Raw genomic sequence first — 10,712 nt, 5'->3', positions numbered from 1 at the left:
GGGCGTCACACGCCGTTCTTCAACGGGTATCGTCCGCAGTTTTACTTCCGGACCACGGATGTCACCGGCGCCTGTGACCTGCCCGAGGGCATAGAGATGGTCATGCCGGGTGACAACGTGCAGATGACCGTGAGCCTGATTGCCCCGATTGCGATGGAAGAAGGCCTGCGCTTTGCGATTCGCGAAGGCGGTCGGACTGTCGGCGCCGGTGTCGTATCGAAGATTATTGAGTAAACATATATGGCAGCCAAGAACCAGAATATTCGCATCCGTCTCAAGGCCTTTGATCATCGTCTGATCGATCAATCCGCCCGTGAGATTGTGGAAACGGCCAAGCGCACCGGCGCCCACGTCAAGGGCCCGATCCCGCTGCCGACGAAAAAAGAGCATTACACTGTTCTTGTTTCACCGCACGTGAATAAGGATGCGCGTGACCAGTACGAACTGCGCACCCACAAACGTCTGATGGATATTGTTGATCCGACAGACAAGACCGTGGATGCCCTGATGAAACTGGACCTCGCCGCCGGTGTGGATGTTCAGATTCAGTTGAACTAACGGATTGCTGAGTGGAGCACGACAAATGACGATTGGTGTAGTTGGTCGCAAGGTGGGTATGACCCGCGTCTTTACAGACGACGGCGTGTCAACGCCGGTGACGGTTATCGCGGTAGAACCCAACCGGATTTCCCAGCTGAAAACAGTTGACGCAGACGGCTATCGTGCCGTGCAGGTGACCACCGGCAAACGTAAAGCCAACCGGGTCACCAGACCACAGGCCGGGCACTTTGCCAAGGCCGGCGTGGAAGCGGGCCGCGGTGTCTGGGAATTCCGTCTGGCCGAAGGTGAAGGTGAAGCTTTCTCCCTGGCCGGTGAAATCAAGGTCGATATTTTTGAAGCCGGGCAGAAAGTTGATGTCAGCGGCACCAGCATGGGTAAAGGTTTTGCCGGTGCGGTCAAGCGACACAACTTCCGGACCCAGGATGCGACCCACGGTAACTCGTTGGCGCATCGCGCCCCGGGTTCGATTGGCCAGTGTCAGACGCCGGGCCGCGTTCTGAAAGGTAAACGCATGGCCGGCCAGATGGGTAACAAAAAACGCACCACCCAGAATCTGGAAGTGGTCAGGGTCGACAACGATCGCAATTTGCTGCTGGTCAAAGGCGCCGTACCCGGTTCCAAGGGCGGCAGTGTCATCGTACGCCCGGCGATCAAGGCAGGTTAAGAGGACGCAGACGATGGAATTAGGTTTAACCACAGCCACCGGCAAGGCTTCCAAGAAATCCGTCGAGGTTTCGGATGCCGTATTCGGTGCTGATTTTAACGAGTCGCTGGTGCACCAGGCCGTGACCGCCTATCTGGCGGGCGCCCGTGCCGGTACCCGCGCGCACAAAAACCGCGCGGAAGTCAGCGGGGGCGGACGCAAGCCCTGGCGCCAGAAAGGCACCGGCCGCGCCCGTGCGGGAACAATCCGCAGCCCGATCTGGACCGGTGGCGGCAAGACCTTCGCTTCCAAACCCCAGGACTGGTCGCAGAAGCTGAATCGCAAGATGTACCGCGCCGCAATGCGCTCCATCCTGTCAGAGCTGGTCCGTCAGGAGCGCCTGGTCGTCATCGACGATCTGAAAATGGATGCGCCGAAGACCAAAGAGCTGGTTGAAAAACTCAGCGGTCTGGGTCTGGACAGCGTCATGATCGTCACTCATGACCTGAACGAAGCGCTGTTCCTGTCAGCCCGCAACCTGCACAAGGTCGGATTGTGTGAAGTCGGTTATGTGGATCCGGTCGCGCTGGTCGGGCATGACAAAGTGCTGATCACAGCTGAATCCGTCGCAAAACTGCAGGAGGTGCTGGCATGAACCAGGAACGTCTGATGAACGTACTGCTGGAGCCGCATATCTCCGAAAAGAGCACCATGCTGGCCGATCAAGCCAATCAGGTGGTGTTCAAGGTTGTACCGAGTGCAACCCGGACCGAAATTAAAAACGCCGTTGAACTGTTGTTTAACGTCGAAGTTGAAGGTGTCCAGGTGACCAATATGAAAGGCAAAACCAAACGTACCGCGCACGGTACGGGTCGTCGTAAAGACTGGAAAAAGGCCTATGTTCGCATCAAGGCTGGCCAGGACATCAACTTTATGGGTGCTGAGTAAGGTTTAAGGAATAAATAATGGCGATTGTAAAGTCAAAACCGACATCCGCAGGCCGACGCTTTGTTGTCAAGGTCGTCACTGACGATCTGTACAAAGGCAAGCCGCATGCGCCGTTGCTGGAAAAGAAATCCCGCTCCGGGGGTCGTAACAACCAGGGTCGGATTACCACGCGCCACATAGGTGGTGGTCACAAGCAGCATTACCGCCTGATTGATTTCAAGCGGAACAAGGACGGTGTCGACGCCAGCGTCGAGCGGATCGAGTATGATCCCAACCGCAGTGCCCGTATTGCGCTGGTTCTTTATAAAGACGGTGAACGTCGCTATATCCTGGCGCCCAAGGGTGTCAAAGCCGGCGACATCGTGGTCTCCGGCAATAATGCGCAGATCAAAGCAGGTAACTGCATGCCGTTGCGCAACATTCCGGTGGGTACTACCGTGCATGCGGTGGAAATGAAGCCGGGCAAAGGTGCCCAGCTGGCGCGTAGTGCCGGGGCTTCCGTGCAGCTGGTCGCCCGGGAAGGCGATTACGCGACCATCCGGTTGCGTTCCAGTGAAATGCGTCGGGTCCATGCCGACTGCCGTGCCACGATCGGTGAAGTCAGTAACAGTGAACACAGCCTGCGCAAGCTCGGCAAGGCCGGCGCCAAGCGCTGGCGGGGTGTGCGCCCCACCGTCCGCGGTGTAGCCATGAACCCGGTGGACCATCCGCATGGTGGTGGTGAAGGCCGTACCTCCGGTGGCCGCCACCCGGTTACCCCCTGGGGCGTACCGACCAAGGGTTACAAAACCCGGAGTAACAAGAGTACGGATAAGATGATCGTACGTCGTCGTAACAAAAAGTAACGAATTCAGAGAGCGAGTAAATGCCACGTTCTATCAGAAAAGGTCCGTTCGTTGATTTGCACCTGATAAAAAAGGTCGATCAAGCAGTGGAAATGAACAGCAAGAAGCCGGTCAAAACCTGGTCACGCCGTTCCATGGTGTTACCGGAAATGGTCGGGCTGACAATTGCTGTACACAATGGTCGTCAGCATGTTCCCGTCCTGATTTCAGAAAACATGGTCGGTCACAAGCTGGGTGAATTCGCGCCGACGCGGACCTTCAAGGGCCACGTTGCTGACAAGAAAGCCAGGTAAGAGGTTCTAGAACATGGAAACCGCAGCAAAATTACGCTATGCACGCATTTCGCCGCAGAAGTGTCGCCTCGTGGCTGATCAGATTCGTGGGCTTCCGGTTGAGCGCGCCCTGCAGTCGCTGACATTCAGCCCCAAAAAGGCCTCCGCGATTGTGAAAAAAGTACTGGAATCCGCGATTGCCAATGCTGAGCACAACGATGGCGCTGACATCGACGAGCTGAAAATCAAGACCATCACCGTCGACGAAGGTCCGACCTACAAGCGCTGGGAAGCTCGCGCCAAGGGCCAGGCCAACCATATTTTTAAACGCACCAGTCACATCACTGTGACTGTGGCAGAAAAGTAAGAGAGAAGCTGATGGGTCAGAAAGTACATCCGACAGGCATTCGTCTCGGTATCGTCAAGGACTGGACGTCCAAATGGTATGCCGATAACAAGAATTATGCCGATTACCTGAACCAGGACATCGTGGTACGCGAATTTCTGAAGCAACGCCTGAAGCAGGCTTCTGTCAGCCGGATTCAGATCGAACGGACCCAGGGTGCCGCGAACATCACTATCAATACAGCGCGCCCCGGTCTGGTCATCGGCAAAAAAGGCGAGGACATTGAGCGGCTGCGTAACGAAGTGACCAGAATGATGGGGTTGCCGGCAGTGCACATCAATATCGAAGAAGTGCGCAAACCGGAGCTGGATGCCCAGTTGGTTGCCGAAAGTGTGGCCCAACAGCTCGAACGCCGCATTATGTTCCGACGGGCCATGAAACGTGCGGTACAGAACACCATGCGTCTGGGTGCTCAGGGCATCAAGATTAATGTCGCAGGTCGTTTGAACGGCGCTGAAATTGCCCGTACAGAATGGTACCGCGAAGGCCGTGTACCATTGCATACGCTGCGGGCCGATATCGATTACGGCCTGGCCGAAGCGCAAACCACTTACGGCATCATCGGTGTCAAAGTCTGGATCTTCAAAGGTGAGATCATCGGACATTACGCTGACAGTGAATCCGAAGCTGCAAAATCGGCAGCGGGTTGAGATTGGGAGTTTGAAGCATGCTGCAGCCGAAACGTACTAAATTTCGCAAGCAACAGAAAGGCCGTAACCGGGGTCTGGCCCATCGCGGTAGCAAGGTCAGCTTTGGCGAGTATGGCCTGAAAGCGACCGGCCGTGGCCGGATCACTGCTCGTCAGATCGAGGCGGCTCGTCGTGCCATGAATCGTTACATCAAGCGCGGCGGGAAGATCTGGATCCGGATTTTCCCGGACAAGCCGATTACCCAGAAGCCACTGGAAGTTCGTCAGGGTAAGGGTAAAGGTAACGTCGAATACTGGGTTGCCCAGATTCAGCCGGGACGTATGTTGTATGAAATGGAAGGTGTTTCCGAGGAAGTGGCGCGCGAGGCATTTCGCCTGGCCGCGGCCAAACTTCCTGTTACGACCACCTTTGTGACGCGGACGGTATTGTAATGAAAGCTAACGAATTGCGTGAAAAGAGTGTCGATGACCTCAACAAGGAACTTCTGGAACTGACGCGCGAGAAGTTTAACCTGCGTATGCAGACTGCCACTGGTCAGATGAATCGTACTCACCAGCTGAAGTCTGTGCGCCGGAATATCGCGCGAGTTAAAACCATCCTGAATGAAAAAGCAGGTAAGGCATAATGAGTGAATCAGTAAAACGTACCGTAACCGGACGGGTTGTCAGTAACAAAATGGATAAGTCTATTACCGTTCTGGTCGAGCGCCGAGTGAAGCATCCGGTTTACGGGAAATTCATCAAGCGTTCTACCAAGTTGCACGCTCATGATGCCAACAATGAGTGTAATGAAGGTGATCTGGTCACCATTACATCCTGTCGCCCTTTGTCCAAGACAAAAACCTGGGCATTGGATTCGATTGTCGAACGGGCCGCGATCGTTTAAGGCCTGAATTGAATAGAGTTTAGCGGAGTCGCTCAAGATGATTCAGATGCAAACCACGCTCGATATCGCCGATAACAGCGGTGCTCGTCGCGTACAGTGTATTAAAGTGCTCGGTGGTTCAAAGCGCCGTTACGCCGGTGTTGGCGACATCATCAAGGTGAGCATCAAGGAAGCGATCCCGCGTGGTCGTGTAAAAAAAGGTGAAGTCTTCAATGCCGTTGTTGTTCGTACACGCAAAGGCGTGCGTCGTCCGGACGGTTCATTGATTCGCTTTGACAACAATGCGGCCGTATTGCTGAACAATCAGCTACAGCCGGTTGGTACTCGTATTTTTGGTCCGGTTACACGTGAATTACGTACTGAGAAGTTCATGAAGATCATTTCGCTGGCACCTGAAGTACTGTAAGGCAGAGAGAAAAGCCATGAACAAGATACGCAAAGGTGATGAAATTATTGTCATCACAGGTAAAGACAAGGGCAAGCGCGGCACCGTCTCACGAGTGATGATGGAAGAAGGCAGCGTGCTTGTCGACAACATCAATGTTGTCAAAAAGCACCAGAAGCCCAATCCGGCAGTCGGCGCGACCGGCGGGATTGTGGAAATGGAAAAGCCGCTGGATATTTCCAATGTAGCCTTGTATAACCCGGCCACCTCTAAAGGTGATCGGGTGGGAATCAAGACCCTCGAAGACGGTCGCAAGGTTCGTTATTTTAAATCCAACGGCGAAGTGTTGGACGCTTAACCTTCAGGTTATAACAATGGCAAGATTGCAAAATTTTTACCGGGAAACTGTTATCACCAACCTGAAAGAACAGTTTGGTTATAAGAGTGTGATGGAAGTGCCTCAGATCACCAAGATCACGCTGAATATGGGCGTGGGCGAGGCGATTGGCGATAAGAAGATCCTGGATAATGCGGTAGGCGATATGACCAAAATCAGTGGCCAAAAACCGATTGTTAATAACGCGCGTAAATCCGTAGCGGGCTTCAAGGTTCGCGAAGGTTATCCGATTGGCTGCAAGGTAACGTTGCGCCGTGAGCGTATGTACGAGTTCCTGGATCGGCTGATCAATATCGCTATTCCGCGTGTTCGTGACTTCCGTGGTCTGAATGCCAAGTCTTTTGACGGCCGTGGCAACTATAGTATGGGTGTTCGCGAGCAGATCATTTTCCCGGAAATCGAATACGACAAGATCGACGCTATTCGTGGTATGGATATCACCATCACCACGACAGCGAAAACTGACGAGGAAGGGCGCGCGCTGCTGGCGGCGTTTAACTTCCCGCTTAAAGGTCAAGGGTAGGAGTAGAACATGGCTAAAGTTTCCATGGTTGAACGTGAAGCAAAACGTATCAAGACCGTAAAAAAATACGCAGATAAACGCGCTGCGTTAAAAGCCAGAATAAAGGATCCGAATCTACCTATTGAAGAACGGATGGAAGCACAGCAGCAACTGCAGAAACTGCCGCGTGACGCCAGTCCTGCCCGTCTGCAACGTCGTTGCCGTATTACCGGTCGCCCGCACGCGGTTTACCGTAAATTCGGCCTGTGTCGTAACAAGCTGCGTGAGCACACCATGCAGGGTGATGTGCCCGGCCTGCGCAAGGGTAGTTGGTAAAAGATTTGGCTGATGGCGAATAGCTGAGAGCCTGGAGAACTAGAGAAATGATGACAGATCCGATTTCAGACATGCTGACCCGAGTGCGCAATTCGCTTGGCGCCGGCAAAACCGTTGTGACCATGCCGCATTCCAAACAGAAGGAAGCGATCGCCCAACTCCTGAAGGATGAAGGCTATATTGTGGATTTCAGGAAGGAAGAAGATGGCACCAAACCGCAGCTGATTCTCGATTTGAAATACTACCAGGGTCAGCCGGTTATTGAGAAAATCAAACGCATCAGCCGTCCCGGCTTGCGTATTTACAAAGGGAAAGACGAGCTGCCGACAGTAATGGGCGGCCTGGGCATCGCAATTATTTCCACTTCCCAGGGTCTGATGACCGACCGCGCCGCTCGCAAGGCCGGTTTTGGTGGTGAAGTGGTTTGTACCGTGCAGTAATTCCGGGGTAACGGATCATGGCAAGATTAACAGCAATCAGTATTCCCAAGGGCGTGGAGGTCAGTATTAATGACCAGCATGTCAGTGTGAAGGGATCAAAAGGCACCATGGAGCATAGCGTGCACCCTGTGGTTGAAATCGTTCAGGAAGAGACCAGCCTGAACTTTCTGCCGCGTGAAAAGGGCCCGGCTGCCATCGCGCAGAGCGGGACCGCACGGGCGGTTGTTAATAACCTTATGCAGGGTGTTAGCGAAGGTTTTGAAAAGAAACTGGAACTGGTCGGGGTTGGTTATCGTGCCCAGGCGCAGGGGAAGGTTTTGAACCTTACGCTGGGTTTTTCGCACCCGATTAACTACGAATTGCCGGAAGGCATCACCGCGGAAACACCGAGTCAGACCGAAGTCGTGATTCGCGGTATCGATAAACAGCAGGTTGGCCAGGTTGCTGCGGAAATCCGCGGTTATCGTCCGCCCGAACCCTATAAGGGCAAGGGTGTGAAATACGCGGACGAACGTATTATTCGCAAAGAAGCCAAGAAGAAATAAGGGCAAGGTAAGACGATGGATAAAAAGACTACTCGTTTACGTCGTGCACGCCGTACTCGCGCCAAGATCCGCGAGTTGGCTGTGCCGCGTCTGTCGGTGTATCGCACTCCGCGGCATATTTATGTCCAGCTGATTGCCCCCAATGGCAGTGAAGTTCTTGCCTCGGCCAGCACTGTGCAGACCGATATCAAGAGCAATGTTAAAAATACAGGCAATGTTGATGCCGCAGTTATTGTCGGAAAGACGATTGCTGAAAAAGCCAAGGCAGCAGGTATCACCAATGTCGCATTTGATCGCTCCGGTTTTAAATATCATGGCCGGGTCAAGGCACTGGCCGATGCTGCGCGCGAAGCCGGTTTGCAATTCTAAGGGTTAATGATTATGGCTGCATTTGATAAAGAACAGAACGCTGAAGATTTACAGGAACGCCTGGTCGGTATCCGCCGAGTTGCCAAAGTGGTAAAAGGCGGCCGAATTTTCGGTTTCTCGGCTCTGACAGTTGTCGGTGACGGCAATGGTCGTGTTGGCTTCGGTCGTGGCAAGGCACGTGAAGTGCCGGTGGCGATTCAAAAAGCCATGGAAAATGCGCGCAAGAACATGGTCAAGGTGCCGTTGAACAACCATACTCTGCAGTATCCGATAAACGCAGTGCATGGTGCCGCCAAGGTTTACATGCAGCCTGCCTCTGATGGTACCGGTGTTATTGCCGGTGGTCCCATGCGCGCTGTTTTCGACGTGGTTGGTGTGCATAACGTGCTGGCCAAGTGCATTGGCAGCAACAACCCTGTCAATGTCGTGCGTGCGACGATTAACGGCCTGCAGAACATGTCTTCACCCGAATCTGTTGCGGCCAAACGCGGCAAGAGCGTCAAGGAAATTGTGGAATAACACCATGGCTGACAAGACTATCAAGGTAACGCTGGTACGCAGCATGAACAAACGCCTGGCTTCGCACAAAGCGACTGTCACCGGCCTGGGTCTGCGGCGTTTGCACCAGACAGTAGAAGTGGAAGACACACCCTGTACCCGTGGGATGATCAATAAGATCAACTACATGGTCAAGGTCGAGGAGAATTGAGTATGTATCTGAATAGCCTCAAACCGACTCCCGGTTCCAGAAAACCGGCCAAACGCCGCGGTCGCGGTATTGGCTCCGGCCTGGGTAAGACCGGCGGTCGTGGACACAAGGGCCAGAAGGCCCGTTCAGGCGGCTTTACCAAGGTGGGTTTCGAAGGTGGTCAGATGCCATTGCAACGTCGTCTGCCGAAGGTCGGTTTCAGCTCACGTATGGGCCGGGTAACCGACGAGATTCGTCTGCACGAACTGAACAAGATCGAGGCGGATGTCATCGATCTCGAAGCGCTGCAGAAGGCCAACCTGATCAGCAAGGAAATCCAGCGCGTCAAAGTAATGGTTTCGGGCAAACTGGAGAAGGCTGTTACGCTCAAGGGGATTCGTGTGACCAAAGGTGCCCGGGAGGCAATTGAAGCCGCTGGCGGCAAGGTCGAAGAGTAAATTTCAGGATGGGTGCATCGAAACAGGGAGTGGCCAACGCTATGGCCGGGGGCAAGTTTACCGAGCTGAGGCAGCGTTTGTTGTTCGTGCTGGGGGCCCTGTTAGTATTCCGCATCGGTTCGTTTATTACTGTTCCGGGTATTGACCCCGGTACTCTGGCCGAAATGGTCGAGCAACAGCGCGGAACCATCCTGGATATGTTCAACATGTTCTCTGGTGGTGCGCTGGAACGACTGTCATTGTTTGCGCTGGGGATCATGCCGTATATCTCGGCATCGATCATCATGCAGTTGCTGACTAAAGTCCATCCCAAGCTTGAACAGATAAGCAAGGAAGGGGCTGCTGGCAAGCGCAAGATTACCCAGTACACCCGTCTGGCGACACTGGGGCTCGCGACGTTCCAGGCTCTGGGCGTAGCGGTTGCGCTGTCGCGCCAGGAAGGACTGGTTATCATCGACAGTAACACGTTCTTCTTTACGACCGTGGTGACGCTGGTTACCGGCACAATGTTCCTGATGTGGCTGGGGGAACAGATTACAGAGCGAGGTATCGGTAACGGTATCTCGTTGATTATTTTCGCCGGCATTGTAGCCGGACTGCCCACAGCGCTGGGCACGACCATGGAAATGGGCCGCACAGGCGATCTGGCTTACGGCAAAATCCTGGTGCTATTTGCCCTGGCACTCGGGGTTACCGCGTTTGTGGTCTTTATGGAACGTGGTCAGCGACGGATTACCGTGAATTACGCCAAGCGGCAGCAGGGGCGTAAAATGTATGCGGCGCAGAGCAGCCATTTGCCGCTGAAGATCAACATGGCGGGAGTTATCCCGCCGATCTTCGCGTCCAGCATTATTCTGTTTCCATCCACTCTGTTGGGGTGGTTTGGCGGCAGCACCGACGGGGCAGCAGGTATCCTGCAGGATATCTCTACCATGATGTCGCCGGGGCAGCCGCTGTATGTACTGCTCTATGCAGTCGCAATTATATTTTTCTGTTTCTTCTATACGGCGTTGATGTTTAACCCGAAAGAAACAGCAGATAACCTGAAACGCTCCGGTGCTTTTGTGCCGGGGATTCGTCCGGGTGAGCAGACGGCGCGTTATATCGATACGATTCTCGGCCGTTTGACCCTGGTAGGCGCAGTCTATATCACTGCTGTCTGTCTGCTGCCGGAATTTCTGATTCTGGCCTGGGGGGTTCCGTTCTACTTTGGCGGTACCTCACTGCTGATTGTGGTAGTGGTCGTGATGGACTTTATGGCCCAGACCCAGGCACTGCTGATGTCGCATCAGTACGAAGGCCTGATGAAAAAGGCCAACCTTAAGGGCCAGGGTCCCTCAGGTATGTTGCGCTGAACAACCTGGGCGCGGGCAGGGGCTAAT

22 protein-coding genes and 1 pseudogene are annotated in these 10,712 nt (G+C 54.0%); all 23 read left to right on the top strand.

The genetic code is table 11. The annotated features are described in order from the left end of the window. Positions 1-234, top strand: a pseudogene (tuf, locus tag R6U90_RS06720) (elongation factor Tu); the annotation flags it as partial. A gap of 6 nt (positions 235-240) precedes the next feature. After that, positions 241-558: a 30S ribosomal protein S10 gene (rpsJ, locus tag R6U90_RS06715; protein ID WP_410351898.1), complete on the top strand. Its 318-nt coding sequence runs from the start codon at positions 241-243 to the stop codon at positions 556-558. A gap of 25 nt (positions 559-583) precedes the next feature. Further along, positions 584-1,225 carry a 50S ribosomal protein L3 gene (rplC, locus tag R6U90_RS06710; RefSeq protein WP_410351897.1) on the top strand — a complete coding sequence of 214 codons (642 nt, stop codon included), beginning with the start codon at positions 584-586 and terminating at the stop codon, positions 1,223-1,225. Between the two features lie 13 nt (positions 1,226-1,238). Next, positions 1,239-1,859: a 50S ribosomal protein L4 gene (rplD, locus tag R6U90_RS06705; RefSeq protein ID WP_410351896.1), complete on the top strand. Its 621-nt coding sequence runs from the start codon at positions 1,239-1,241 to the stop codon at positions 1,857-1,859. Further along, entirely contained in the window at positions 1,856-2,152 is a 297-nt protein-coding gene (gene rplW, locus R6U90_RS06700; RefSeq protein ID WP_410351895.1) for a 50S ribosomal protein L23, read from the top strand. The genes rplD and rplW overlap by 4 nt, the downstream gene beginning before the upstream one ends. A gap of 17 nt (positions 2,153-2,169) precedes the next feature. After that, a complete protein-coding gene (rplB, locus tag R6U90_RS06695; RefSeq protein ID WP_410351894.1) occupies positions 2,170-2,997 on the top strand; it encodes a 50S ribosomal protein L2 in 828 nt (275 codons plus the stop codon). A 20-nt stretch (positions 2,998-3,017) separates the two neighbouring features. Next, positions 3,018-3,290 carry a 30S ribosomal protein S19 gene (rpsS, locus tag R6U90_RS06690; RefSeq protein ID WP_410351893.1) on the top strand — a complete coding sequence of 91 codons (273 nt, stop codon included), beginning with the start codon at positions 3,018-3,020 and terminating at the stop codon, positions 3,288-3,290. A 13-nt stretch (positions 3,291-3,303) separates the two neighbouring features. Next, positions 3,304-3,636 carry a 50S ribosomal protein L22 gene (gene rplV, locus R6U90_RS06685; RefSeq protein ID WP_410351892.1) on the top strand — a complete coding sequence of 111 codons (333 nt, stop codon included), beginning with the start codon at positions 3,304-3,306 and terminating at the stop codon, positions 3,634-3,636. 11 nt (positions 3,637-3,647) lie between these two features. Further along, the gene (gene rpsC, locus R6U90_RS06680) at positions 3,648-4,325 is read left to right on the top strand and encodes a 30S ribosomal protein S3 (protein ID WP_410351891.1); all 678 of its coding nucleotides are present in this window, start codon (positions 3,648-3,650) and stop codon (positions 4,323-4,325) included. A gap of 17 nt (positions 4,326-4,342) precedes the next feature. Beyond that, positions 4,343-4,756 (top strand): 50S ribosomal protein L16, encoded by a 414-nt coding sequence (gene rplP / locus R6U90_RS06675; RefSeq protein WP_410351890.1) that lies wholly within the window; start codon positions 4,343-4,345, stop codon positions 4,754-4,756. Then, positions 4,756-4,950: a 50S ribosomal protein L29 gene (gene rpmC, locus R6U90_RS06670; protein WP_310693167.1), complete on the top strand. Its 195-nt coding sequence runs from the start codon at positions 4,756-4,758 to the stop codon at positions 4,948-4,950. The genes rplP and rpmC overlap by 1 nt, the downstream gene beginning before the upstream one ends. Further along, complete coding sequence (gene rpsQ / locus R6U90_RS06665) at positions 4,950-5,210, top strand: 30S ribosomal protein S17 (protein WP_410351889.1); 261 nt, start codon at positions 4,950-4,952, stop codon at positions 5,208-5,210. Before rpmC ends, rpsQ begins: the two co-directional genes overlap by 1 nt. A 37-nt stretch (positions 5,211-5,247) precedes the next feature. After that, positions 5,248-5,616 carry a 50S ribosomal protein L14 gene (gene rplN, locus R6U90_RS06660; RefSeq protein WP_310693165.1) on the top strand — a complete coding sequence of 123 codons (369 nt, stop codon included), beginning with the start codon at positions 5,248-5,250 and terminating at the stop codon, positions 5,614-5,616. Positions 5,617-5,632: 16 nt separating this feature from the next. Beyond that, positions 5,633-5,953, top strand: a complete 321-nt coding sequence (gene rplX, locus R6U90_RS06655) for a 50S ribosomal protein L24 (protein WP_410351888.1) — start codon at positions 5,633-5,635, stop codon at positions 5,951-5,953. A 16-nt stretch (positions 5,954-5,969) separates the two neighbouring features. Then, positions 5,970-6,515 (top strand): 50S ribosomal protein L5, encoded by a 546-nt coding sequence (gene rplE, locus R6U90_RS06650; RefSeq protein WP_410351887.1) that lies wholly within the window; start codon positions 5,970-5,972, stop codon positions 6,513-6,515. A gap of 9 nt (positions 6,516-6,524) precedes the next feature. Next, positions 6,525-6,830 carry a 30S ribosomal protein S14 gene (rpsN, locus tag R6U90_RS06645; protein WP_410351886.1) on the top strand — a complete coding sequence of 102 codons (306 nt, stop codon included), beginning with the start codon at positions 6,525-6,527 and terminating at the stop codon, positions 6,828-6,830. 50 nt (positions 6,831-6,880) lie between these two features. Further along, the gene (rpsH, locus tag R6U90_RS06640) at positions 6,881-7,270 is read left to right on the top strand and encodes a 30S ribosomal protein S8 (protein WP_410351899.1); all 390 of its coding nucleotides are present in this window, start codon (positions 6,881-6,883) and stop codon (positions 7,268-7,270) included. A gap of 17 nt (positions 7,271-7,287) precedes the next feature. Continuing rightward, positions 7,288-7,815, top strand: a complete 528-nt coding sequence (gene rplF, locus R6U90_RS06635) for a 50S ribosomal protein L6 (protein ID WP_410351885.1) — start codon at positions 7,288-7,290, stop codon at positions 7,813-7,815. A gap of 15 nt (positions 7,816-7,830) precedes the next feature. Further along, entirely contained in the window at positions 7,831-8,184 is a 354-nt protein-coding gene (gene rplR / locus R6U90_RS06630; protein WP_410351884.1) for a 50S ribosomal protein L18, read from the top strand. Between the two features lie 12 nt (positions 8,185-8,196). Further along, positions 8,197-8,703 carry a 30S ribosomal protein S5 gene (gene rpsE / locus R6U90_RS06625; RefSeq protein ID WP_410351883.1) on the top strand — a complete coding sequence of 169 codons (507 nt, stop codon included), beginning with the start codon at positions 8,197-8,199 and terminating at the stop codon, positions 8,701-8,703. Between the two features lie 4 nt (positions 8,704-8,707). Continuing rightward, complete coding sequence (rpmD, locus tag R6U90_RS06620; RefSeq protein WP_410351882.1) at positions 8,708-8,893, top strand: 50S ribosomal protein L30; 186 nt, start codon at positions 8,708-8,710, stop codon at positions 8,891-8,893. A gap of 2 nt (positions 8,894-8,895) precedes the next feature. Beyond that, positions 8,896-9,330, top strand: coding sequence for a 50S ribosomal protein L15 (rplO, locus tag R6U90_RS06615; RefSeq protein ID WP_410351881.1), 435 nt, complete (start codon positions 8,896-8,898; stop codon positions 9,328-9,330). An 8-nt stretch (positions 9,331-9,338) separates the two neighbouring features. Further along, the gene (secY, locus tag R6U90_RS06610) at positions 9,339-10,685 is read left to right on the top strand and encodes a preprotein translocase subunit SecY (RefSeq protein WP_410351880.1); all 1,347 of its coding nucleotides are present in this window, start codon (positions 9,339-9,341) and stop codon (positions 10,683-10,685) included. The last annotated feature ends 27 nt before the right edge of the window (positions 10,686-10,712 follow it).

This window comes from Thiohalophilus sp., from assembly GCF_046483665.1.
GTDB lineage: Bacteria > Pseudomonadota > Gammaproteobacteria > UBA6429 > Thiohalophilaceae > Thiohalophilus.
The sequence above is the reverse complement of the archived record's forward strand: the minus strand, read 5'-3'. Positions and strand labels throughout refer to the sequence as shown.

Coding starts and splice junctions, on each gene's coding strand:
- rpsJ (WP_410351898.1), top strand. CDS start 241: ATGGCAGCCAAGAACCAGAATATTCGCATCCGTCTCAAGGCCTTTGAT.
- rplC (WP_410351897.1), top strand. CDS start 584: ATGACGATTGGTGTAGTTGGTCGCAAGGTGGGTATGACCCGCGTCTTT.
- rplD (WP_410351896.1), top strand. CDS start 1,239: ATGGAATTAGGTTTAACCACAGCCACCGGCAAGGCTTCCAAGAAATCC.
- rplW (WP_410351895.1), top strand. CDS start 1,856: ATGAACCAGGAACGTCTGATGAACGTACTGCTGGAGCCGCATATCTCC.
- rplB (WP_410351894.1), top strand. CDS start 2,170: ATGGCGATTGTAAAGTCAAAACCGACATCCGCAGGCCGACGCTTTGTT.
- rpsS (WP_410351893.1), top strand. CDS start 3,018: ATGCCACGTTCTATCAGAAAAGGTCCGTTCGTTGATTTGCACCTGATA.
- rplV (WP_410351892.1), top strand. CDS start 3,304: ATGGAAACCGCAGCAAAATTACGCTATGCACGCATTTCGCCGCAGAAG.
- rpsC (WP_410351891.1), top strand. CDS start 3,648: ATGGGTCAGAAAGTACATCCGACAGGCATTCGTCTCGGTATCGTCAAG.
- rplP (WP_410351890.1), top strand. CDS start 4,343: ATGCTGCAGCCGAAACGTACTAAATTTCGCAAGCAACAGAAAGGCCGT.
- rpmC (WP_310693167.1), top strand. CDS start 4,756: ATGAAAGCTAACGAATTGCGTGAAAAGAGTGTCGATGACCTCAACAAG.
- rpsQ (WP_410351889.1), top strand. CDS start 4,950: ATGAGTGAATCAGTAAAACGTACCGTAACCGGACGGGTTGTCAGTAAC.
- rplN (WP_310693165.1), top strand. CDS start 5,248: ATGATTCAGATGCAAACCACGCTCGATATCGCCGATAACAGCGGTGCT.
- rplX (WP_410351888.1), top strand. CDS start 5,633: ATGAACAAGATACGCAAAGGTGATGAAATTATTGTCATCACAGGTAAA.
- rplE (WP_410351887.1), top strand. CDS start 5,970: ATGGCAAGATTGCAAAATTTTTACCGGGAAACTGTTATCACCAACCTG.
- rpsN (WP_410351886.1), top strand. CDS start 6,525: ATGGCTAAAGTTTCCATGGTTGAACGTGAAGCAAAACGTATCAAGACC.
- rpsH (WP_410351899.1), top strand. CDS start 6,881: ATGACAGATCCGATTTCAGACATGCTGACCCGAGTGCGCAATTCGCTT.
- rplF (WP_410351885.1), top strand. CDS start 7,288: ATGGCAAGATTAACAGCAATCAGTATTCCCAAGGGCGTGGAGGTCAGT.
- rplR (WP_410351884.1), top strand. CDS start 7,831: ATGGATAAAAAGACTACTCGTTTACGTCGTGCACGCCGTACTCGCGCC.
- rpsE (WP_410351883.1), top strand. CDS start 8,197: ATGGCTGCATTTGATAAAGAACAGAACGCTGAAGATTTACAGGAACGC.
- rpmD (WP_410351882.1), top strand. CDS start 8,708: ATGGCTGACAAGACTATCAAGGTAACGCTGGTACGCAGCATGAACAAA.
- rplO (WP_410351881.1), top strand. CDS start 8,896: ATGTATCTGAATAGCCTCAAACCGACTCCCGGTTCCAGAAAACCGGCC.
- secY (WP_410351880.1), top strand. CDS start 9,339: ATGGGTGCATCGAAACAGGGAGTGGCCAACGCTATGGCCGGGGGCAAG.